The organism is Kineococcus sp. AC630 (assembly GCF_979255925.1).
Genome location: NZ_CEEDMJ010000024.1, coordinates 1 through 19,725, shown reverse-complemented (window position 1 = coordinate 19,725; position 19,725 = coordinate 1). Strand labels below are relative to the sequence as shown.

General features: G+C 73.0%; 21 protein-coding genes. 5 read left to right on the top strand and 16 right to left on the bottom strand.

Going from position 1 to position 19,725, the window contains the following annotated elements:
- Positions 1-65 precede the first annotated feature (65 nt).
- The 6 genes from gndA to AC0I8G_RS21375 all read right to left on the bottom strand — a co-directional run bounded on the left by gndA (position 66) and on the right by AC0I8G_RS21375 (position 6,146).
- Positions 66-1,472 (bottom strand): NADP-dependent phosphogluconate dehydrogenase, encoded by a 1,407-nt coding sequence (gndA, locus tag AC0I8G_RS21400; protein WP_471731773.1) that lies wholly within the window; start codon positions 1,470-1,472, stop codon positions 66-68.
- A gap of 108 nt (positions 1,473-1,580) precedes the next feature.
- Positions 1,581-2,903 (bottom strand): MFS transporter, encoded by a 1,323-nt coding sequence (locus tag AC0I8G_RS21395; RefSeq protein ID WP_471731739.1) that lies wholly within the window; start codon positions 2,901-2,903, stop codon positions 1,581-1,583.
- Entirely contained in the window at positions 2,900-3,526 is a 627-nt protein-coding gene (locus AC0I8G_RS21390; RefSeq protein WP_471731738.1) for a GntR family transcriptional regulator, read from the bottom strand. The genes AC0I8G_RS21395 and AC0I8G_RS21390 overlap by 4 nt, the downstream gene beginning before the upstream one ends.
- A 12-nt stretch (positions 3,527-3,538) precedes the next feature.
- Positions 3,539-4,186 (bottom strand): UdgX family uracil-DNA binding protein, encoded by a 648-nt coding sequence (locus tag AC0I8G_RS21385; RefSeq protein WP_380262071.1) that lies wholly within the window; start codon positions 4,184-4,186, stop codon positions 3,539-3,541.
- Positions 4,187-4,295: 109 nt separating this feature from the next.
- Positions 4,296-5,372, bottom strand: coding sequence for a PfkB family carbohydrate kinase (locus AC0I8G_RS21380; RefSeq protein WP_471731737.1), 1,077 nt, complete (start codon positions 5,370-5,372; stop codon positions 4,296-4,298).
- Positions 5,373-5,393: 21 nt separating this feature from the next.
- Positions 5,394-6,146: an SDR family NAD(P)-dependent oxidoreductase gene (locus AC0I8G_RS21375; RefSeq protein ID WP_471731736.1), complete on the bottom strand. Its 753-nt coding sequence runs from the start codon at positions 6,144-6,146 to the stop codon at positions 5,394-5,396.
- Positions 6,147-6,258: 112 nt separating this feature from the next.
- Here AC0I8G_RS21375 and AC0I8G_RS21370 point away from each other — a divergent pair, with 112 nt between their 5' ends.
- Entirely contained in the window at positions 6,259-7,293 is a 1,035-nt protein-coding gene (locus AC0I8G_RS21370) for an aldo/keto reductase (RefSeq protein WP_471731735.1), read from the top strand.
- Between the two features lie 4 nt (positions 7,294-7,297).
- On the opposite strand, the gene AC0I8G_RS21365 is transcribed toward AC0I8G_RS21370, so the two are convergent.
- From AC0I8G_RS21365 to AC0I8G_RS21355, 3 genes are read right to left on the bottom strand one after another with little or no spacing between them, the layout of a single operon-like run.
- Complete coding sequence (locus AC0I8G_RS21365) at positions 7,298-7,477, bottom strand: hypothetical protein (protein ID WP_471731734.1); 180 nt, start codon at positions 7,475-7,477, stop codon at positions 7,298-7,300.
- An 11-nt stretch (positions 7,478-7,488) separates the two neighbouring features.
- The gene (locus AC0I8G_RS21360) at positions 7,489-8,466 is read right to left on the bottom strand and encodes a YihY/virulence factor BrkB family protein (RefSeq protein WP_471731733.1); all 978 of its coding nucleotides are present in this window, start codon (positions 8,464-8,466) and stop codon (positions 7,489-7,491) included.
- Positions 8,467-8,509: 43 nt separating this feature from the next.
- Positions 8,510-12,187, bottom strand: coding sequence for an ABC transporter ATP-binding protein (locus AC0I8G_RS21355; protein ID WP_471731732.1), 3,678 nt, complete (start codon positions 12,185-12,187; stop codon positions 8,510-8,512).
- Positions 12,188-12,245: 58 nt separating this feature from the next.
- On the opposite strand from AC0I8G_RS21355, the gene AC0I8G_RS21350 reads away from it, so the two are divergent.
- Together AC0I8G_RS21350 and AC0I8G_RS21345 are read left to right on the top strand one after the other, a co-directional pair.
- Positions 12,246-13,292: an LLM class flavin-dependent oxidoreductase gene (locus AC0I8G_RS21350; protein WP_471731731.1), complete on the top strand. Its 1,047-nt coding sequence runs from the start codon at positions 12,246-12,248 to the stop codon at positions 13,290-13,292.
- A gap of 40 nt (positions 13,293-13,332) precedes the next feature.
- Positions 13,333-13,542 carry a hypothetical protein gene (locus AC0I8G_RS21345; RefSeq protein ID WP_471731730.1) on the top strand — a complete coding sequence of 70 codons (210 nt, stop codon included), beginning with the start codon at positions 13,333-13,335 and terminating at the stop codon, positions 13,540-13,542.
- Here AC0I8G_RS21345 and AC0I8G_RS21340 read toward each other — a convergent pair.
- From AC0I8G_RS21340 to AC0I8G_RS21330, 3 genes are all read right to left on the bottom strand, one after another.
- Complete coding sequence (locus tag AC0I8G_RS21340; RefSeq protein WP_328291955.1) at positions 13,533-14,039, bottom strand: metallophosphoesterase family protein; 507 nt, start codon at positions 14,037-14,039, stop codon at positions 13,533-13,535. The genes AC0I8G_RS21345 and AC0I8G_RS21340 overlap by 10 nt on opposite strands.
- Positions 14,039-15,268 (bottom strand): phosphoglycerate dehydrogenase, encoded by a 1,230-nt coding sequence (gene serA, locus AC0I8G_RS21335; protein WP_471731729.1) that lies wholly within the window; start codon positions 15,266-15,268, stop codon positions 14,039-14,041. The genes AC0I8G_RS21340 and serA overlap by 1 nt, the downstream gene beginning before the upstream one ends.
- A gap of 103 nt (positions 15,269-15,371) precedes the next feature.
- The gene (locus tag AC0I8G_RS21330; protein WP_471731728.1) at positions 15,372-16,046 is read right to left on the bottom strand and encodes an NAD(P)H-binding protein; all 675 of its coding nucleotides are present in this window, start codon (positions 16,044-16,046) and stop codon (positions 15,372-15,374) included.
- Positions 16,047-16,073: 27 nt separating this feature from the next.
- On the opposite strand from AC0I8G_RS21330, the gene AC0I8G_RS21325 reads away from it, so the two are divergent.
- Positions 16,074-16,898: a transglutaminase-like domain-containing protein gene (locus AC0I8G_RS21325; protein WP_471731727.1), complete on the top strand. Its 825-nt coding sequence runs from the start codon at positions 16,074-16,076 to the stop codon at positions 16,896-16,898.
- Positions 16,899-16,905: 7 nt separating this feature from the next.
- On the opposite strand, the gene AC0I8G_RS21320 is transcribed toward AC0I8G_RS21325, so the two are convergent.
- Positions 16,906-17,241, bottom strand: coding sequence for a TraR/DksA family transcriptional regulator (locus AC0I8G_RS21320; protein ID WP_471731726.1), 336 nt, complete (start codon positions 17,239-17,241; stop codon positions 16,906-16,908).
- A gap of 111 nt (positions 17,242-17,352) precedes the next feature.
- Here AC0I8G_RS21320 and AC0I8G_RS21315 point away from each other — a divergent pair, with 111 nt between their 5' ends.
- Positions 17,353-17,808, top strand: a complete 456-nt coding sequence (locus AC0I8G_RS21315; RefSeq protein ID WP_471731725.1) for a pilus assembly protein CpaE — start codon at positions 17,353-17,355, stop codon at positions 17,806-17,808.
- Here AC0I8G_RS21315 and AC0I8G_RS21310 read toward each other — a convergent pair.
- The 3 genes from AC0I8G_RS21310 to AC0I8G_RS21300 form a co-directional block, all read right to left on the bottom strand.
- Positions 17,805-18,716 (bottom strand): proteasome assembly chaperone family protein, encoded by a 912-nt coding sequence (locus AC0I8G_RS21310; protein ID WP_380262045.1) that lies wholly within the window; start codon positions 18,714-18,716, stop codon positions 17,805-17,807. The genes AC0I8G_RS21315 and AC0I8G_RS21310 overlap by 4 nt on opposite strands.
- Before the next feature lie 41 nt (positions 18,717-18,757).
- Entirely contained in the window at positions 18,758-19,249 is a 492-nt protein-coding gene (gene nrdR / locus AC0I8G_RS21305) for a transcriptional regulator NrdR (RefSeq protein WP_328291962.1), read from the bottom strand.
- Positions 19,250-19,341: 92 nt separating this feature from the next.
- A partial coding sequence (locus AC0I8G_RS21300) for a LysM peptidoglycan-binding domain-containing protein (RefSeq protein ID WP_471731724.1) occupies positions 19,342-19,725 on the bottom strand: 384 nt, incomplete at its 5' end.

Here is a 19,725-nt window from a genome sequence, read left to right as displayed (position 1 = left end):
ACGACTGGTTCGGACGACGAACTCCCCCTCCGGATCCGGAGGGGGCGTTCGTCGTGCGCGGTGGGTCAGCCCTGCGACTCGGACCCGTCGCCGGACCAGTCCACGTGGAAGGCCCCGTCACGGTCGGTGCGCTTGTAGGTGTGCGCACCGAAGAGGTCGCGCAGCCCCTGGATGAGGGCCGCGGAGGACCGCTCGCGACGCAGGCCGTCGTAGTAGGCCAGCGAGGAGGAGAACCCGGGGGCGGGGATGCCGGAGTTCACGGAGTGCACGACGACGCGGCGCCAGGCCTCCTGACCCTCCGACACGGCCTGCGCGAAGTAGGGGTCCAGCAGCAGCGACGGCAGTTCCGGCGCGTTGGCGTAGGCGTCCTTGATGCGGTCCAGGAACTTGGCACGGATGATGCAGCCGCCGCGCCAGATCGTCGCCATCGCCCCCGGGTCGACGTTCCAGCCGAACTCCTGGGAACCGGCGCGGATCATGTCGAAGCCCTGCGCGTACGCGACGACCTTCGACGCGTACAGCGCGGCGCGGACGTCGTCGATGAACTGCTCGGCGTCCCCGTCGGCGACGAACGGGCCCTGCGACGCCGGGCCGGGGAGGACCGGCTGCGCGGCCTTGCGCTGCTCGGCGTGACCGGACAGCGCGCGGGCGAAGACGGCTTCGGCGATGCCGGAGACGGGGGTGCCGAGGTCGAGGGCGGTCTGCACCGTCCAGCGGCCGGTGCCCTTCTGCTCGGCCTCGTCGAGGATGACGTCGACGAGCGGGGTGCCCTCGTTCGTCGGGTCGTCCTTGTCGAGGACCCGGGCGGTGATCTCGATGAGGAAGCTCTCCAGGTCGCCCTCGTTCCAGGACGTGAACACCTCGGCGAGCTGCTTGGGCGTGCGACCCAGGCCGTGGCGCAGCAGGTCGTAGGCCTCGGCGATGAGCTGCATGTCGGCGTACTCGATGCCGTTGTGCACCATCTTCACGAAGTGCCCGGCCCCGTCGGCGCCGACGTGGGTGGAGCACGGGGTCCCGTCGACGGAGACGGCGATGTCGGCGAAGATCGGGCCGAGCTTGGCGTAGGCGTGCTCGGAGCCGCCGGGCATGATCGAGGGCCCCAGCAGCGCACCCTCCTCACCCCCGGAGACGCCGACCCCGGCGAAGTGGATGCCCTGCTCGCGCAGCGCGGCCTCACGGCGGCGGGTGTCGGCGAAGTGGGCGTTGCCCGCGTCGACGAGGATGTCGCCCTCGGAGAGCAGCGGGGCGAGTTCGTCGATGACGGCGTCGGTCGGGCCGCCGGCCTTCACCATGATGATGATCGTGCGCGGGGACTCGAGGGAGTCGACGAACTCCTGGGCGGAGTAGCCGGGGACGAAGCTGCCCTCGTCGCCGAACTCCTCGACCAGGGCCTTCGTCTTGGCGTCGCTGCGGTTGTGCACGGCGGTCACGTAACCGTGCCGGGCGATGTTGCGAGCCAGGTTGCGGCCCATGGTCGCGAGACCGGTCACACCGATCTGTGCCTTCTGCTTCTCAGTCACCCCGGAATCCTGCCCTGTGGACCCCCCACCCCGACAGACCACCCCGGTGACGAAGTCCTCTCACTCGCCCCGGGAGGCGGTGAGGCGGGCGCGGACGTCCCGCATCCGGGGCACCACGACCCCGTTGCGGGCCATCAGCGCGCGGGTCTGGCGCCGGCTGACGAGGATCCCGACGACCCCGACCGACCACAGCGGGAACTGGACGGCGAAGGCCACCTTGAACGCGCCGAGCGAGTACGTCGCCGGGGTCCCGGCGCCCTGGAGGTCGAGCAGGAGGCCGATCGCGGCGATGAAGACGATGGTCGCGGTGAAGCCCATCACGTTGGTCATGCCCGTCGCCCCGCCGAGGCGGTGCACGGGGTTGGAGGTGCGCGCGTAGTCGAAGCCGATCATCGACCCCGGTACCCCCGTCGCCACGACGACGACCATGACGGCGAGCACCCACAGCGGGGCCGGTCCCGGCCACAGCAGCACGACGCTCCAGACGACGAACTGGCCGCTGACGATCGCCAGCACGATCCAGGACCGCCGGAACGGGTGCCGGGCGACGAGGGTGCCCATCAGCGGCCCCGTCCCGGCCGCGCTCACGGTGTAGAGCGTCAGCAGGGCGCCCGCCGCGCCGGTGCCGAGCCCTTGGCCGGAGACGAGGAACGGGTAGCCCCAGAGGGCGGCGAAGGCGTTGCCGGAGAACGGGGTCGCCCAGTGCGACCAGAGCCCGAGCCGGGTCCCGGGGTGGCGCAGCGCGGCCCGGAGGTCACCCAGCACCTCGCGCAGGGGTTTCGCCGCGCGGGGGTTCACCGTCCCCGGCGGGACGTCGCGCAGGACGAGCACGCAGAGGACCGCGGTGAGGACGGTGAACGCGGCGATCCCCCCGTAGGCGGCGGTCCAGCCCGGGCCGTGCAGCAGTGCGACGAGCGGGACGAAGCTGAACACCTGACCCAGCTGACCGAACAACCCGACCAGCTGGGTCATCACGGGGACCCGCTGCGGCGGGAACCAGTTCGTCACCACGCGGAGCACGCTGACGAACGTCGCGGCGTCGCCGGCCCCGACGAGGACGCGGGCCAGCACGGCCTGCCAGGTCTGGGTGCTCAGGGCCAGGAGGAGCTGTCCCCCGCCCATCGCGATCCCGCCGGCGATCACGAGCCGGCGCGGACCCCAGCGGTCGATGAGGACGCCGATCGGGACCTGCAGGACGGCGTAGACGAGGAACTGCAGCACGGCGAAGCTGGACAGCGTCCCGGCACCGATCCCGTAGCGCTCCTGCGCCTCCAGGCCGGCGGCGGCCAGCGAGGTGCGGTTCCCGACGGTGACGACGTAGGCCAGCGCGCCGACCGCGAAGACGAGCCAGGCGCCCCGGACGGCGGGTTCCCCGCGGGTCACCGCCGCACCGCCCGGAGCCGGTCGCCGGCCCGGCGGACGTGGTCGCGCACCAGGTGCAGCCACGCGTCGACGTCGTCGCCGAGCAGGCTCGCGCGCAGCGCCTCGTGGTCGGCCAGGGCCGTCGCGACGCGGTCCCCCGAGCCGTGGAGGTTCGCGACCCCCATCCGCATCTGCCGGTCCCGCAGGGAGTCGTAGAGGGCGGACAGCACCTCGTTGCCGGCGCTGCGGACGACGGTGGCGTGGAAGGCGCGGTCGGCGGCCGTGAAGGCCCAGGGGTCGCCGACGGCGGCGCGCATGTCCTGCAGGTGCGGGACGAGGTCGACGGCGAGGTCGGCGCGCCGCGCCCACGCTCGGGCGGCGGTGTGGACCTCGACGAGTTCGCGCGCCTCGAGGACGTCCTCGACCTCGGCCGGGGACACCGGCACGACCAGGGCGCCGCGCTTGGGGATGAGGTGCACGAGGCCCTCGGCCTGCAGTTGCAGGAGCCCTTCGCGGACGGGCGTGCGGGAGACGCCGACGAGGTCGGCGATCTCGCCCTCGGTGAGCAGCTGCCCGCCGGCCAGGGACCGGTCGAGGATCCCGTGCTTGACCTGCGCGTAGACCCGCGAGCTCGCTGTATCCATGATGTATCTATCTTAGCGGAGCGCGGACCCCGCCACCCGCAGGTCGGCCACCAGCGCCGCGTACGCCGCGTCCCGCTCCGCCTCGGGGGTCCGCAGCACCGCCGAGGGGTGGATCGTGCCCAGGAACGTCTTCTCCCCGCGGGAGGTCGGCAGCGTGAAGAGCGTGCCGCGGTGCTTGGTGACCCGGAAGTCCTTGGGCAGCAGCGCCTTCGCAGCGGTCGCACCGAGGCAGACGACGACGTCGGGATCGACCTGGACGAGTTCGGCCGCCAGCCACGGCCGGCAGGCGGTGATGTGGCCCACGTCGGGGCTGGCGTGGATGCGGCGGTTCCCGGGCGCGGTCTGAGTGAAGCGGAAGTGCTTGACCGCGTTCGTCACGTACGTCGTGGCGAGGTCGATGCCCGCCTCGGCGACCGCCTTCTGCAGCAACCGCCCGGCCGGACCGACGAACGGGACGCCCCGGCGGTCCTCCTGGTCGCCGGGTTGCTCACCGACCAGCACGAGACGGGCGTCGGCGGCACCCGCCGAGAACACGACCTGGGTGGCGGGTTCCCACAGCTCGCAGCCGTGGCAGTTCGTCGCCGCCTCGCGCAGCTGCTCGACGTCGGCGCCCTCGGGCACCCACTCCTGCGCACCGGGGCGCTCGACCTTGGTCACCATGCCGTTGTCCTGACCTCTCGCGTCGGTGGTGCTCGCCACTGGCGTGCCGGCGTGACCACCCTCGACCCCTTCGCGGCTCGCCGCCCGGCGACGAGGTCGGACGACGCGGTCACCGGGAGGGCGCCGTCGCCCCGTCGGGGAGGTCGTTGAGGACGGAGAGGGTCGCGCTCGCCCGCCGGACCGCGCTGCCCGCGCTCGGGTGGGCCGGGAGGACGTCGTCGAGGAAGCCGTAGCGACGCACGAGCTGCGACGTCGCAGAGGTGCGCGGTCCCCGGCGCAGGTGCGACCACCAGTCGGCGATGTCACCCCAGCCCGGGGCGGAGAGCGAGCCGCCGAACTGCTGCACCGAGAGCCCGGCGCACAGGTTGGCGAAGGACAACCGCTGGGCCAGGGGCCACCCCCCGAGCGTCGCCGTGAGGAAACCCGCCCCGAAGACGTCCCCGGCCCCGGTGGCGTCGAGGGCCTCCATGGGCAGGCCGGGGACCTGCACGCTCTCGCCGCTGACCTGGTCGACGGCGACGGCACCGTCGGCCCCGCAGGTGACGACAGCCACCGGAACCAGTTCGGAGAGCGCGGTGACGGCCGCCGCCGCGGAGTCGGCCCGGGTGTAGCGCATGGCCTCGACGTGGTTGGGCAGGAACGCGTGGCAGTGCTCCAGCCCGCCCAGCACGTCGGGGTTCCACTGGGTGGAGGAGTCCCAGCCGACGTCGGCGAAGACCAGCGAACCCTGCGCCTGCGCGCGCAGCACCCACGGCTGCGGGACCGCCGCCAGGTGCACGAGCGCGGCGCGCGAGACGGGCACCTCGGCGGGTTCGTCGACGGGTGCGGGGTGCTCGTGGGTGACCATCGCCCGGTCCCCGCCGTAGGCCAGCGAGACCGTCAGCGGCGAGTGCCAGTCCGCCACCCGGTAGGACGTCGAGAGGTCGATGCCCTCCTGCTCGCCGAGGGTCTGCCAGCAGAACTGACCGTAGGCGTCGGTGCTGAACGCCGCCGACAGCGACGTCGACAACCCCAGCCGGGACGCCGCGACCGCCATGTTGGCGATCCCGCCCGGGCACGAGCCCATCCCCGAGGTCCAGACCTCGGTGCCCAACCGGGGTTCGGAGTCCAGGCCCGTCAGCACGATGTCCAGGAACACCGTGCCGCGGACGTGGACGTCGAAGGGCGTCTCCTGCTGCGTCAGCATCCCCCGATGCTGTCAGCTGGGTCAGACCGCGAGGTAGCCCCCGTCGACGGGGATCGTGTGGCCGGTGACCCAGGCGGCGTCGTCGCTGGCGAGGAAGGCGACGACGGTGGCGACGTCGCGGGCCTCGGGCATGCCGGGCTTGGGGTTGAACGCCTCCATGTTCGCCTTCATCGCGACCGGGTCGGGGGCGGTCTCGATGAACTCCTCGACCAGCGGGGTCTTCACGACGGTCGGCGCGACGGCGTTGACGCGGATGTTGCGCGCGGCGTACTCGATCGCGGCCGACCTGGTCAGCGCCACGACCCCGCCCTTGGTGAAGGTGTAGGGGGAGATGTTGATCTGCCCGCCGAGGCCCGCGGTGGAGGCGGTGTTGACGATGGCGCCCCCGCCGGTCTTCAGCATGGCCGCGATGGTGTGCTTGAGGGTCCAGAACACCCCGTCACCGTTGATGCCGGAGACGAGGTTCCAGTTGGCGTCGTCCATCTCGTGCAGGGGTTGCTGCCGGCCGGCGATCCCCGCGTTGTTGAACACGACGTCGATGCGGCCGTAGTGCGCGACGGCCGCGGCGACGGCCGCCTCGACGGAGGCGCTGCTGCTGGTGTCGGTCCCCACGGCGAGGGCGTCGGGGAGGTCGGCGGCGGCCTTCCGGGCGGCGTCCTCGGCGATGTCGGCCAGGACGACCTTGGCGCCCTCCTCGGCGAGCAGCTGCGCGACGGCGAGTCCGAGCCCGGACGCGTCTCCGGTGATGAAGGCGACCTTGTCGGTGAACCTCATGGGTGTTCCTCTCCTTGGAGCGTGCAGGTCGGTGAACCCTCGGACTCTATTCGACAGGTGTCGATCTGCGTGCGAGAGGTGCACCGCACCACCCGGGTGTTGGATGCGGGTCATGGAGAACCGAACCCTCGGGAACAGCGGCACGTCCGTCTCCCACCTCGCCCTGGGCACCATGACGTTCGGCAGCGAGACCGACCGCGACGGCTCGTTCGAGCAGCTCGACACGTTCCTCGCCGCCGGCGGGACCCTCGTCGACACCGCCGACGTCTACTCCGGCGGCACGTCGGAGGAGATCATCGGCGCCTGGCTCGCCGACCGTCCCGCAGACGTCACCGAACGGGTCGTCCTGGCCACGAAGGGACGCTTCCCGACCTCGCCGGAACCCAACGGCGTCGGGCTGTCCCGCCGCCACCTCACCCGCGCCCTCGACGCGTCGCTGCGCCGTCTCGGCGTCGAGACCGTCGACCTCTACCAGGTGCACGCCTGGGACCCGTGGACCCCGATCGAGGAGACCCTCGCGACCCTGGACTCCTTCGTCCGCGCCGGGAAGGTCCACCACGTCGGGTTGTCGAACTTCACCGGCTGGCAGCTGCAGAAGGCCGTCGACGTGGCCGACGCGGCGGGCTTCTCCCCGCCGGTCACCCTGCAGCCGCAGTACAACCTGCTGGTCCGCGAGATCGAGTGGGAGATCGTCCCGGCGGCCGAGGAGAACGGCCTGGGCCTGCTCCCCTGGTCACCGCTGGGCGGCGGCTGGTTGTCCGGCAAGTACACCCGGGACAACGCCCCCACCGGCGCGACCCGACTCGGTGAGAACCCCGAGCGCGGGGTCGAGGCCTACGCCCGTCGCAACGCCCAGACCCGGACCTGGGCCGTCGTGGACGCGGTGCAGAAGGTGGCCGAGGACCGCGGGGCGACGATGGCCCAGGTCTCGCTGGCCTGGCTCGCGGCCCAGCCGGCCGTCAGCTCGGTGATCCTCGGCGCGCGCACGACGCAGCAGCTCACCGAGAACCTCGGTGCGGCCGACCTGGAGCTCGAGGCCGCCGAACTCGTCCTCCTCGACGAGGCCAGCGACCCCGAACCCGCGGACTACCCCTACGGCGGACCGGGTTCGACCCAGCGTTCCCGCAAGTTGCAGGGCGGTCGCTAGGAGATCAGTCCGACGGCGCGTGCGACTCCTGCACACCCTGCACGCCCGCGTCGTCGGCCTCCTCGGTCTCGGGAAGGGTCTTCCACCCCTCCTTGACCTCCGCGGTCAGTTCCTCGGACTTCTCCAGGTGCTCCTGGGCGGTGTCCTTCTGAGTGTCCTTCTGGTCGTCCTTCTGGTCAGCCATCTCGTTCCCTCTCAGCGGTCGTTCGGTTTGCGGTCGGCGGCCACGGCGTCCCGCGAGCCCATGGGCTGCTCGGGGCCGACGGTGGTGTCCTTGTCGGTCTGCTTCTCCGCCTCGGCGTTGACCTCGGCGCCCAGCAGGATCGCGTAGCTCGTGAGCCACAGCCACATGAGCAGGACGACGACGCCGGCCATCGAGCCGTAGTTCTTGGCGTAGGACGACTGGCCGGCGGTGGAGACGTAGATCGAGAAACCCGCCGAGACGATGAGCCACAGGACCGTGGCGACCCCGGCGCCGACCGACACCCACTTGACGCGCGGCGAGTCGCGGTCGGGGGCGACGCGGTAGACGACGCCCAGGGCGACGACGACCAGACCGAGCAGCAGCACCCAGCGCAGGACGTTCACGACGATGCTGACGATCCCGCTGGCCCCCAGCGCCTTCACCAGGACGGGTGCGACACCGATGAGTGCGACGGCCAGCAGCATGAAGACGATGGCGCCGATCGTGAGCAGCAGCGCCGTGCCCTTGCGCTTGAGGAAACCCCGGGTCTCCTTCTCGTCGTAGGCGCTGTTCGTCGCCGCCATGAGGTTCTCGACGCCGCTGGAGGCGCTCCACAGCGCCAGCACGATGGCGAGCACCGCCGTGATGCCGGCCGTGGACTTGCCGGTCGCGACGTTCTGGACCTGGCTGATGACGAGCTTGCGGGCCTCGTCGGGGATCGCCGAGATCCCGTTGACCTGATCGGCGATCGACTGGGTGTTTCCGAAGATCCCCCAGATCAGGAACGCCGCGGTCAGGGCCGGGAAGATGGCCAGGAAGGCCTTGAAGGCGACCCCCGCCGCCAGCAGCGGCACCAGGTCCTCCTTGGCCTCCCCCCAGGCCCGCTTCGTCACGGCCAGCCACCCCTTCGCGGGGATCTGCTGCGGGGATTCTGCGTTCTCGCCGTGGCGGTCGACCGTGAGATCGTCACGTCGGGTCGTTCTGCTCATGCTCCCCAGCGTGCTGGATCTCTCCCCGCTCCGCACGGTGAGGTCAGGCCGCCGAGGCCCTCCCGGCGACGAACGAGGCCCACAGACCCGCGTAGTAGCCGCCGCGCTCGAGCAGTTCCTGGTGGCTGCCCTCCTCGACGACCCGGCCGAGGTCGAGCACCACGATGCGGTCCGCGCGGGCGGCGGTGGTCAACCGGTGGGCGACGACGATCGTCGTGCGCCGGCTCGCCGCGGCGTCGCTGGCGGCCGCGATGGCCGCCTCGGCCGCGGGGTCGAGCGCAGCGGTGGCCTCGTCGAGCAGCAGGACGTCGGGGTCGACGAGTTCGGCCCGGGCGAGCGCGACGAGCTGACGCTGACCGGTGGAGAGGTTGCGGCCGCGTTCGCCGACGACGAACCCGTACCCGCCCGGCAGCGCCTCGATCACCCGGTCGGCGCCGACCGCGGCCGCGGCCGCCCGCACCTGCTCGGGGCTCGCCTCGGGCCGGGCGTAGGCGATCGCCTCGGCGACCGTGCCGTCGAAGAGGTACGCCTCCTGGGGGACGACGCCGAGCCGCTGCCGGAAACCTTCGAGGTCCAGCGAGCGCAGGTCGGTCCCGTCGACCAGGACCCGTCCCCCGGTCGGGTCGTAGAAGCGGGCGGCGAGCTTCACCACGGTCGACTTCCCCGCGCCGGTCTCCCCGACCAGGGCCACCGTCTCCCCCGCGCGGACGTGCAGGTCGAGGTCGGCCAGCGCCGGGTGCTCGGTGTTCTGGTAGTGGAACTGCACGCCCTCGAACCGCAGGTCCCCGCGCAGTCGGGTCACCGGGACCGGCTGCGCGGCGGGGACGACCGTGGTCGGCGTGCGGAGCAGGTCGCGCAGTCGACGCAACCCGACGGCGGCCTGCTGGTACCCGTCGAACACCTGCGACAACTGCTGGACCGGGGCGAAGAACAGGTCGACGTAGAGCAGGAACGCCACGAGGACGCCGAGGGAGACGCTCCCCTGGCGCACCAGGGAGGCGCCGACGACGAGCACCAGCGCCGCCGTCACCTCGTTGAGGAACTGCACGAACGGGAAGTAGGTGGCGATGTAGCGCTGGGCCCGGACCCGGGCGTCGCGATAGGCCCACCCCTTGCGGTGGAACGCCGCGGTGTCCTCCTCGGTGCGCACGAAGGCCTGGGTCACGCGGACCCCCGCGACCGACTCCTGGAACTGGACGTTCACCGCGCTGATCCGCTCGCGGGCCTCGGTGTAGGCCGGTCGCGACTTCGCCCGGAACACCAGCGTCGCGACGACGAGCACCGGGAGCACGCAGACGACGACGACGGCGAGTTCCGGGTCGAGGACGAGCATCGCGACGAACACCCCGACCAGCGACAGCAGGCTCACCAGAGCCTGGGCGACGCCGTTCTGCAGGAACGTCGACAGCGCGTCCACGTCGGTGGTCATCCGGGTCATGATCCGCCCGGCCTGCTCACGTTCGTAGTAGTCCAGCCCGAGGCGCTGCAACTGCGCGAACGTCTTGAGCCGCAGGCTGAAGAGGATCCGCTCCCCGGTCCGCCCGGTCACCCGGCCCTGCCCGACGGTCACCAGCCAGTCCGCCGCGACGACGAACGCCGCGATGGCGGAGACCCACAGCAGCGCGCGCAGGTCGTCGGCCGCGACCCCCCGGTCGAGGCCGTCGCGCACCAGCTGGGGCAGGACCAGTTGCGCCGCGGCGTCGCCGGCCACGAGCAGCATGCCCGCGAGCAGCGCCCACCGGAACGGGCGCAGCAGGCGGCCCAGCCCGAACGCGGGCTCGTGCCGTTCCGCGGCGGCGACGTCGATGGCCGGCACGTCGCGCACCGGCGGCAGCGCGGCGATCCGGTCGAGCAGTGCCCCCGAGACGGGCAGACCCGCGTCGACGGCGGCGGCCGCGGCGGAGCGACCGGCGCGCGGGGCCGGGACGGGGGCACCCGTCACGGCGGTCGCCGGCACGCGTTCGGGAGCGCTCGCCGGGGCCTCGTCGGTGTCGAAGAGGCGGCGGAAGACCGCGCTCCGTCCCTGCAGCTCCGCCTCGGTGCCCTCGTCGACGACGCGACCGCCGTCGAGCACGACGATCCGGTCGGCCAGGCGCAGCGTGGAGCGGCGGTGGGCCACGAGCAGCGTCGTGCGCCCCTCCTCGCGCGCGTCGGCCAGCGCGCCGAGGATGCGTTGCTCCACGGTCGGGTCGACCGCGGAGGTGGCGTCGTCGAGGACCAGCACGCGGGGGCGGGCCAGCACCGCGCGGGCCAGGCCGATGCGCTGGCGCTGCCCACCGGAGAGGGTGAGGCCCTGTTCCCCGACGAGGGAGTCCCAGCCGTGGTCGAGGGCGTCGACGAAACCGTCGGCGGCCGCGGTGCTCAGCGCGGCCCGGACCGCCGCGTCGCCGGCGTCGGGAACGGAGTAGGCGACGTTGGCGCGGACGGTGTCGGAGAAGAGGAACGTCTCCTCGAAGACCAGGCCGATCGCGGCCCGCAGCGCCCGCGGGTCGAGGTCGCGGACGTCGACGCCGCCGATGCGGACGCTGCCCGCGGCGACGTCGTAGAAGCGCGGCAGCAGGTTCGTGATCGTCGACTTGCCCGACCCGGCCGTCCCGACGAGGGCGACGGTGCCCCCGGCGGGGACGCGGAGGTCGACGTCGTGCAGGACGGTGCGGTCGTCGGTGAAGCCGAAGCGCACGCCGGACAGTTCCACCGACAAGGGCCCGTCCGGCAGCTCCCGCGCCGGGGTGGTGCGGGGAGCCAGGACGTGCGGACGGGTGTCGACGACCTGCAGGACGCGTTCGACCCCCGCGCGGGCCTGCTGACCCACGGTGAGCAGACCGGCGAGCTGGCGCACCGGGGAGACGAGCTGGCCGAGGTAGGTCGAGAACGCCAGGAACGTCCCCACGGTGAGGTGCCCGTTCAGCGCCAGCCACCCGCCGAAGAGCAGCACCCCGACCTGCCCCAGGGCCGGAACCGCCTGCAGCGCAGGCCCGTAGCGGGAGTTGTAGCGCACGACGCGCATCCGGTCGGTGAACAGGTCACCGACGATGCCCTCGAGGCGGCGCAGCTCCGCGGCCTCCTGCCCGAAACCCTTGACGACCCGCACCCCGGTCACCGCGGCCTCGACGTGCGCGGCGACCTCGGCCGCCCGGGCCTGGGCGGCGAAGTTCGCCGGGAACAGGTCCCGGCGGCTGCGGAACGCGATCCACCACAACGCCGGGCCGATCGCGAGCGCCACCAGGGTCAGCGGCGGGGACAGCGTGGCCATGACGACGAGGGAGACGACGAACAGGACGGCGTTGCCGGTGACGTTGGGCAGCCAGGCGAGCAGTCCCTGGACGAGCTGGACGTCGCTGATCGAGCGGCTGACGACCTGGCCGGTGGAGAGGCCGTCGAGCTGGCGCCCGTCCATCCGCTGCACCGCGGCGTGGACCTCGTTGCGCAGGTCGAACTGCACGTCCAGCGACAACCGCCCGGCGGTGAAGCGGCGCACGAAGCCGAGGGCGTAGACGACCACCCCGGCCAGGACGAGCAGCGCGGCCCACGGCCACAGGGCGGCCCCGGGGGTGCCGATGACGTCATCGATCACGTGCCGGACGACCAGCGGGACCATCGCGGCGACGCCGTAGGAGACGACCGAGGAGCCGAAGGCGAGGAAGAGGTCGCGGCGGTGGGCCAGGCAGTGGCCGAGCAGCCGGCGGAACCAGCCGGAGGGCCGGGATCGTTCTGAGGGCACGAAGGACGACACTAACCCCGGGTGGAACAGCGTGCCGGTTCGCGGAGTTCCGGTGAGGGTGAGCGTTGCGCTGTCCGTCCTCGACCTCTCCCCCGTCTCCTCGGGCACGCCGGCCTCGCTGGCGTTGCGCCGCAGCGTGGACCTGGCGCGGGCGGCCGAGGCGGCGGGCTACGTCCGCCACTGGGTCTCCGAGCACCACAACCTGAGCGCCGTCGGCAGCGCGGACCCGGTGGTGCTCATCGGCGCGATCGCGGCCGCGACGAGCACGTTGCGGGTGGGCGCGGGCGGGATCATGTTGCCCAACCACTCCCCGCTGGCCGTGGCGGAGTCCTTCCGGTCGCTGGAGGGTCTGCACCCGGGGCGGATCGACCTCGGCCTCGGCCGGGCGGTGGGGACGGACCCGCGCACGGCGCTGGCCCTGCAGCGTTCGCGTCAGGCGCTGGCCCTGGACGACTTCGAGGAGCAGCTGGCCGAGCTGCACGGCTACGTCGACGGCTTCCCCGCGGGTCACCCCTTCGCCGGGATCCGGGCGCAACCGGACGACGTGCCGCTGCCGCCGGTGTGGTTGCTGGGTTCCAGCGAGCACGGGTCGGCGGTCGCGGCCCGGTCGGGCACGGGGTACGCCTACGCCGGGCACTTCGGCTCGGTCTCCCCCGTCGAGGTGCTGCGCTCCTACCGGGAGGACTTCGTCCCCTCGCGGTACTGGCCGCGTCCGCACGCGGTGCTGACCCTCGCGGTGCTGGTCGCGGAGACGAGCGAGCGCGCGCAGGCGCTGGCGGCGGCGGCGACCCTGGCGACGACCCGGCTGCGCCTGGGGATGCCGGGGCCGTTGCCGAGCCCGGAGGAGGCGGCCGCGCACCGCTGGACCCTCGCGGAGCGCAACACGGCGGGGCGGCTGGGGTCGAAGCTGGTGGCGGGCACGCCGGAGGAGGTCGTCCCCCGGTTGCTGGACGTCGTGGAACGCAGCGGGGCGGACGAGTTGATGGTCGTGACGCAGGTGCACGACCTGGCCGAACGGGTGCTCTCCTACGAGCTGCTGGCCCAGGAGTGGTCGCGCGTCACGCAGTCCGGTGAGGACGTGAGCCGAACGGGTGAACCCGTCTGACGCAGCTCAAGCACGCAGCGTCACGGCCGACGGAGAGGACATGATCAGCCTCACGAGCACCTGGGGCTCGGCGCTGGCCATCACCACGGCCACCCCCGAACCCGCCGCGACCTCCGCCGCCGGCGAGCGTGACCAGCGCCGCGGTCGTCCCGCGATGGTCGTGCGTCGCCTGCCCGCGACCGAGGGCGAGATCGACTTCGGCCCCTCCGACGACCTGCACCCGGCGGGACGGCTCGACATCTACCTCTGAACCTCCCGCAGCACGAGGTCGCGGAGCCCGCCGTGCTCGACGGTGAGCTCCAGCCAGGTGCCGGTGGGCATCCGCCGGCGGTCGGTGGGTGAGCCCGGGTTCAGCATCCGGGTCCCCGCGGGGGTCGTGGAGTCCCACGGGACGTGGCTGTGCCCGAAGAGCAGCACGTCCAGCGAGCCACCGTGGCGGGCGTCGCAACGACGTTCCCGGCCCTCCTTCGCGCCCGTCTCGTGCACGACCCCGAACCGGACCCCGTCGACCTCGAAGGCGGCGAACTCGTCCAGGTGCGCGCGCACGTCCGCGCCGTCGTTGTTGCCGGCCACGCCCACGAGGGCGGCGGAGCGGGCGCGCAGGGCCAGCACCGTGGCCTCGTCGCACCAGTCCCCCGCGTGCACGACGAGGTCGGCGGACTCCACCGCCGCCCAGACCGGCGCGGGCAGGTCCTTCGCCCGCGCCGGCAGGTGGGTGTCGGAGACGACGACGATCCGGGTGGCCATCAGCCGAGCTGGCGCACCCGGACGGTCTCGGGCAGCTCGCGCAACCGGCGACCGACCTCCTCGGAGGCGTGCGCGGCGATGTCGGTGACGACGTAGCCGAGGTCGCCGCGGGTCGCGAGCTGCTGACCCTCGATGTTGACCCCGGCGTCGGCGAGGACCTTGTTGATGGCCGCGAGCACGCCCGGGACGTTGCGGTGCAGGTGGGCCAGGCGCACCGTCTCCGGGGCCGTCTCGGTGTCCAGCGTCGGCAGGTTCACCGACAGCGCCGTCGTGCCGTGCAGGGCGTAGTCGCGCATCTTGGCCGCGACGAACCGCCCGATGTCCTCCTGCGCCTCCTCCGTCGACCCCGCCACGTGCGGGGTCAGGATGACGTTGGGCAGCCCGCGCAGGACGGAGTCGAAGGACTGGCCGCTGCCCTTGGGCTCGGTGGGGAAGACGTCGAGGGCCGCCCCGGCGACGTGGCCGGACCGGACGTGCCGCGCGAGCGCCTCGTCGTCGACGACGAACCCGCGCGAGAGGTTGAGGAAGATCGAGCCGGGACGCATCCGGGAGAACTCCGCCTCACCGAAGAACCCGGTGTTGGACCGGCGGCCGTCGACGTGCAGGCTGACGACGTCGGCGATCTCGAGGAGTTCGTGCAGGCTCCCGCAGCGTCGCGCGTTGCCCAGGGCGAGCTTGTCGGTGGTGTCGTAGAAGAAGACGCTCATGCCCAGCGCCTCGGCCACCACGGACAGCTGGGAGCCGATGTTGCCGTAGCCGACGATGCCGAGGCGACGGCCGCGGACCTCGTGCGAGCCCGCGGCCGACTTGTCCCACACCCCGTCGTGCATCGCCCGGTCCTTGACCGTGAGGCGGCGGGTGAGGGCGATGATCTCGGCGAGCGCGAGCTCCACGACGCTGCGGGTGTTGCTGTAGGGCGCGTTGAACACGGCGATGCCGTTCGCGGCGGCGGCGAAGAGGTCGATCTGGTTGGTGCCGATGCAGAAGGCGCCGACGGTGCGCAGGTCGGTGGCCGCCTCCAGGACCTTCGCGGTCACCTGCGTCTGGGAGCGGATCCCCAGCAGCGAGACCCCTTCGACGCGGCGGGCCAGTTCGGCCTCGTCGAGGGCACCGGACGTGGTCTCGACCTCCCAACCGGCGTCGGACAGCAGGGTCCGGGCGTCGGCGTGGATGTTCTCCAGCAGCAGCGCACGTCCGCGACGGACGGGTGCGAGGTCGGGGGCGGACACGGGTTCCTCCAACTACGAGCGGGTGCGTGGGGGGCCAGTCTCCCGCACCCGCACCCGTGGGCCGAACGCCGTGCGCCGTGAGCGCCCGGGAGCGCCCGTGAGCTCAGACCGACGCGACGGCGTCGGCCACGGGGACGTCGCCCCCGACCAGCTCGAGCACCCGTGTCGGCTCGACCCCGTCGACGAGGCGGTCGAGCAGGGCCAGGCAGACGGCGGCGACGTCGGCCCGGGGGACCGCACCGCGCGCCACCGACGGGGCCAGCTGCACCCGACCCGTCGCGGCCTCGTCGCTGAGCGCCCCCGGGCGCAGCACACCGACGCGCAACCCACTGCGCTGCAGCAGGTCCTCCTCGGCCGCCAGTTTGGCGCGGAGGTAAGCGAGGAACACCTCCCCGACCCCGTCGGGGGTGGCGCCGTCGCGCACCGACTCCACGCCCATCGAGGAGACCAGCAGGTAGGCCGGTACCGCGGCGCGCTCGGCGGCGTCCGCCAGCAGGACCGCCGCCCCGCGGTCGACGGTGTCCTTGCGCGACGCGCCGCTGCCCGGACCGGCGCCGGCGAGGAAGACCACGGCGTCGGCGCCGGCGAGGTCGCCCGCGAGCGTCGCGGCGTCGAGGGTCTCCAGGTCACGGACCAGGGCCTGCTCACCGAGGGCCTCGAGGTCGCGGACGTGGTCGGGGTTGCGAACCAGGCCGACCACCTCGTCGCCGCGGGACACGGCCGACCGGGCGAGCAGCAGGGCGATCTGTCCGTGACCTCCGGCGATGACGATGCGCATGCCCAGACGGTAGGCCAGAATCCTCCGGTGCCTTCCCCCACCACCTCCGTCCGCGCCCACCTGCGCCTGCGGGCCGACGCTCCCGCTGCGGCCTCCGCCCTCGTCGCGCTCGCCGACCGCCACGGGGTGGAACTGCTCTCCGAGACCCTCACCGTGACCGGTCCCGACGGCCCGGTGGAGGTCCGTGAACTCCGCTCGGGCGACGGCACCCGCCTGCACGAGTTCACCGTCCCCGCCGGGGCGAGCACGCTGGAGTACGAGGCGCAGGCCCGCACCTCGACGGGTCCCGACGCCGCCCTCGGGGCCCTGGAACGGTGGGAGTTCACCCGGCCCAGCCGCTACTGCCCCTCGGACCGGCTGATCACGTTCGCGGCCGCGGAGTTCGGCCGCCTCGACGCCGGCCCCCGCCGGGAACTGCTGCCGGACCTGGTCGCGCGCTGGGTGTTCGACCACCTCGCCTACGTCAGCGGCTCCAGCCTGCCCACCGACGGGGCCCTGGAGACCCTGCTCGCCCGTCAGGGGGTGTGCCGCGACTTCACCCACCTCGTCGTGGCGGTGCTGCGCGCCCTCGACGTCCCGGCCCGGCTGTGCTCGGTCTACGCGCCGGGGCTGTCACCGATGGACTTCCACGCCGTCGTGGAGGCCGCTCCGGACGGGCGGTGGCAGGTCGTCGACGCGACCCGCCTGGCGCCGCGGGAGTCGTTGCTGCGGATCGCCTCCGGCCGCGACGCGGCGGACACGGCGTTCCTCACCACGGCCGGTCAGGTCGACCTGCAGGAGCTCTCGGTGGTCGCGGTCGTCGAGGGTGACCTGCCCCTCGACGACCACGCGCACCCGGTCGTGCTGCGCTGAGCGGGGCTCAGAGCTTCTCGGTCACCAGGGTGGCGGCGTCGGGGTAGACCTCGAGGCGCTCCTCGGGGATGGGTTCCCCCGAGACGATCGAGAGCCCGTAGGTGCCGGCGTCCAGCCGCTTCAAGGCGTCCTCGACGCTGTCGAGGCGCCGGCGGGCGCCGTCGAGGAGGCCCTCGTTCTCGGCGGCCTGCTGCTCGTGCGCCCCGAGGTCACCCGTGTCCTGGCCACCCTCGGCGGCGTCGGGGGTGCTGCCGGACTCCAACCGGGCCGTGAGGTCGTCGATGGTCGACTGCAGGTCGCGCTGCAGGCCCAGGAGGCGTTCGCGGGCGGTGTCGGTGTCCATGGTGGTGCTCCCAAACGTCGACTGCGTGTTCGTGACGTCCGTTGATACCCCGTGCGGGCCCCGGGCGCAGCACGAGGTGACGAACCGCGGGGCCGGGTCCATGCTGAGCGGATGATCTCCGTCGACCTGGCCCTGCAGCTGCGCAGCGCCGGCCTGCAGTGGCACCCCGCCTCCGGCGACCGCTTCGTCATCCCGAACCGCGACATGGACTCCGACGTCTTCACCCTCAGCGACATGACGATCGAGGTCCACGACCACCCGTCGGGCAAGATCATCGGGTTCAACGGAACCACCGAGTGGGCGCTGGACTCCGTGGACCAGCCCGAGGCGTGCTGGCTGCCGGCCGAGCACCAGCTGCGGGAGCTGCTGGGCGAGCGCTTCACCCGCCTCGAGCGTCGCGACGTCGGCGACACGATCGTCCACCGGGTGCTGCTGCTGGACGAACGGGGCGCCGACGCCTTCGAGGCCGAGGACGCCGCCGAGGCCTACGGACGCGCTCTGCTGCACCACGTCTCGGGCGCCGGCGGCGGCAGCGTCGGGACCTCCGACGCCGCCACCACCGCCTAGACCGGGTCCTCGCCGGGGTCGTCCTCGCGACCGGCGAGGAACCGCTCGAACTCCTCGCCGAGTTCGTCCGCGGTGGGCAGGAAGGCGCTCGCCGCCCCCGTGCCGCGGCCCTCGTCGCCGGAGGTGTCGTACTGCTGCTCCAGCGCCTGCACGACGGACGCGGCGTCGGCGGACTCGGAGACCTGACGGTCGACCTCGACCCGTGTCTGCGAGGCGGCCTCGAGCAGGGACTCCACGGAGGCGGCGACCCCCGTCGCCCCGGACAGCGTCCGGACCAGCACCGCGGCGGCGTCGGGGTAGTCGTTGCCCGCGAGGTAGTGCGGGACGTGGGCCAGCACGGAGAGCACGTCACGCCCGTGCTGCGAACCCCGCAGGTGCAGCAGCGCGGACGCGTGACCGGGGACCTGGGCCTCGACGTCCCAGGTGCGGAAGCCGTCGAGCAGCTCGGGCCGACTGGCGCTGGCCGTCACCCCGGCGGGGCGGGTGTGCGGCACGGCCGTGGGCGCCGCCGACAGCACGATGGTCAGTCCGACCCCCAGCTCGTCCGCGAGCTGCCAGACGGCGGTGGTGAACCGTTCCCACTGCACGTCGGGCTCGGGGCCGCTCAGCAGCAGCAGCGAGGAACCCTCCTCGTCGTGGACCCGGTGGACCTGCAGGCGGGGCGGCTCGTAGTCGAGCCAGTTCTGGCCGCCGAAGGTCATGGTGGGCCGCCGGGCGCGGTAGTCGTGGAGCTGGTCGACGTCGAAGGTGGCCACGAGCTCGTGGCGACAGGTCGCCAGGAGGTGCTCGACGCTCAGGCGGACCGCGTTGCCCGCGTCGATGAATCCGTTCAACGCCACGACGAGCGGAGGTTCCACCAGGGCGGGGCGTTCGCCCTCGTAGCTGTACAGGGAACCGGGATCGAGCATCCCCCCATCATCCCCGTCCTCGACGTGGGAATCGACGCGGGTCAGCCGCGGGCGGGCACGGTCTCGACCGGGGGCAACGGCGACGCGGCGCGCTGGGCCCGCAGGCGGTCGATCGCCGACTCGAAGTCGGAGAGGGAGTCGAAGGCCTGGTAGACGGACGCGAACCGCAGGTAGGCGACCTCGTCGAGTTCCTGCAGGAAGGGCAACGTCGCGAGGCCCACCTGGTGGGCGTCGATCTCGGCGGCACCCTGGGCGCGGACGGCTTCCTCGACGCGGTGGGCGAGCAGCGCGATGTCGTCCTCGCTCACCGGCCGGCCCTGGCAGGCCTTGCGCACTCCACTGGCGATCTTGGCGCGGCTGAACGGCTCCGGCGCACCGGAACGCTTGATGACCGCGAGGCTCGCCGTCTCGACCGTGGAGAAGCGCTTGGAGCAGTTGGGACACTGCCGGCGACGACGGATCGAGCTGCCGTCGTCGGTCGTGCGGGAATCGACGACACGAGAGTCCTCGTGCCGACAGAACGGGCAGTGCACCCCGACTTCCTCCCCCGAGACCGGACGACGGCTCTGGTCCAGGGTCGACCGTACGTCGTGACCGACGCACGGAGCAACCGGGCGCACCGCGATCAGCCCTGTTCGGGCATCGTCAGCTGTTGTCCGGCCTGCAGGGTCATGGACGGGAGGGCGTTGAGCTGGACGATCTCACCGGCCACCTCGCGCCAGTCCGCGCCCGGGGACCACTGACCGGCGATCTGCGACAGGGTCTGGCCGGGGAGGACCGTCAGGACCACGGCCGGGGGTGCGGAGGTGCGCTCCACACCGGCCGAGGCGCCGGACAGCGCACCCGTCACGGCGACGACGGCACCGGTGAGCAGCGTGGCGGCCGTGCAGGTCACCACGAGACGGCCCCGTCGGGTCAGCCGCAGCGTGCGGGTGGAGTGCCGAGGCGGCGCGACGGGCCGGGCGGCGCAGTGTGGGCGGGCGGTGGCGACGTTGCGGCGGGCAGGGCG

Excerpts from the sequence above, each read along its gene's own strand:
- AC0I8G_RS21370 (WP_471731735.1), top strand. The coding sequence starts at position 6,259 with ATGGAGAACCGAACCCTCGGGAACAGCGGCACGTCCGTCTCCCACCTC.
- gndA (WP_471731773.1), bottom strand. The coding sequence starts at position 1,472 with ATGGGCCGCAACCTGGCTCGCAACATCGCCCGGCACGGTTACGTGACC.
- AC0I8G_RS21330 (WP_471731728.1), bottom strand. The coding sequence starts at position 16,046 with ATGCGCATCGTCATCGCCGGAGGTCACGGACAGATCGCCCTGCTGCTC.
- AC0I8G_RS21360 (WP_471731733.1), bottom strand. The coding sequence starts at position 8,466 with ATGAGCAGAACGACCCGACGTGACGATCTCACGGTCGACCGCCACGGC.
- AC0I8G_RS21390 (WP_471731738.1), bottom strand. The coding sequence starts at position 3,526 with ATGGATACAGCGAGCTCGCGGGTCTACGCGCAGGTCAAGCACGGGATC.
- AC0I8G_RS21310 (WP_380262045.1), bottom strand. The coding sequence starts at position 18,716 with ATGCTCGATCCCGGTTCCCTGTACAGCTACGAGGGCGAACGCCCCGCC.
- AC0I8G_RS21315 (WP_471731725.1), top strand. The coding sequence starts at position 17,353 with ATGATCTCCGTCGACCTGGCCCTGCAGCTGCGCAGCGCCGGCCTGCAG.
- AC0I8G_RS21380 (WP_471731737.1), bottom strand. The coding sequence starts at position 5,372 with ATGCTGACGCAGCAGGAGACGCCCTTCGACGTCCACGTCCGCGGCACG.
- AC0I8G_RS21365 (WP_471731734.1), bottom strand. The coding sequence starts at position 7,477 with ATGGCTGACCAGAAGGACGACCAGAAGGACACTCAGAAGGACACCGCC.
- AC0I8G_RS21385 (WP_380262071.1), bottom strand. The coding sequence starts at position 4,186 with ATGGTGACCAAGGTCGAGCGCCCCGGTGCGCAGGAGTGGGTGCCCGAG.
- AC0I8G_RS21340 (WP_328291955.1), bottom strand. The coding sequence starts at position 14,039 with ATGGCCACCCGGATCGTCGTCGTCTCCGACACCCACCTGCCGGCGCGG.
- AC0I8G_RS21345 (WP_471731730.1), top strand. The coding sequence starts at position 13,333 with ATGATCAGCCTCACGAGCACCTGGGGCTCGGCGCTGGCCATCACCACG.
- AC0I8G_RS21320 (WP_471731726.1), bottom strand. The coding sequence starts at position 17,241 with ATGGACACCGACACCGCCCGCGAACGCCTCCTGGGCCTGCAGCGCGAC.
- AC0I8G_RS21375 (WP_471731736.1), bottom strand. The coding sequence starts at position 6,146 with ATGAGGTTCACCGACAAGGTCGCCTTCATCACCGGAGACGCGTCCGGG.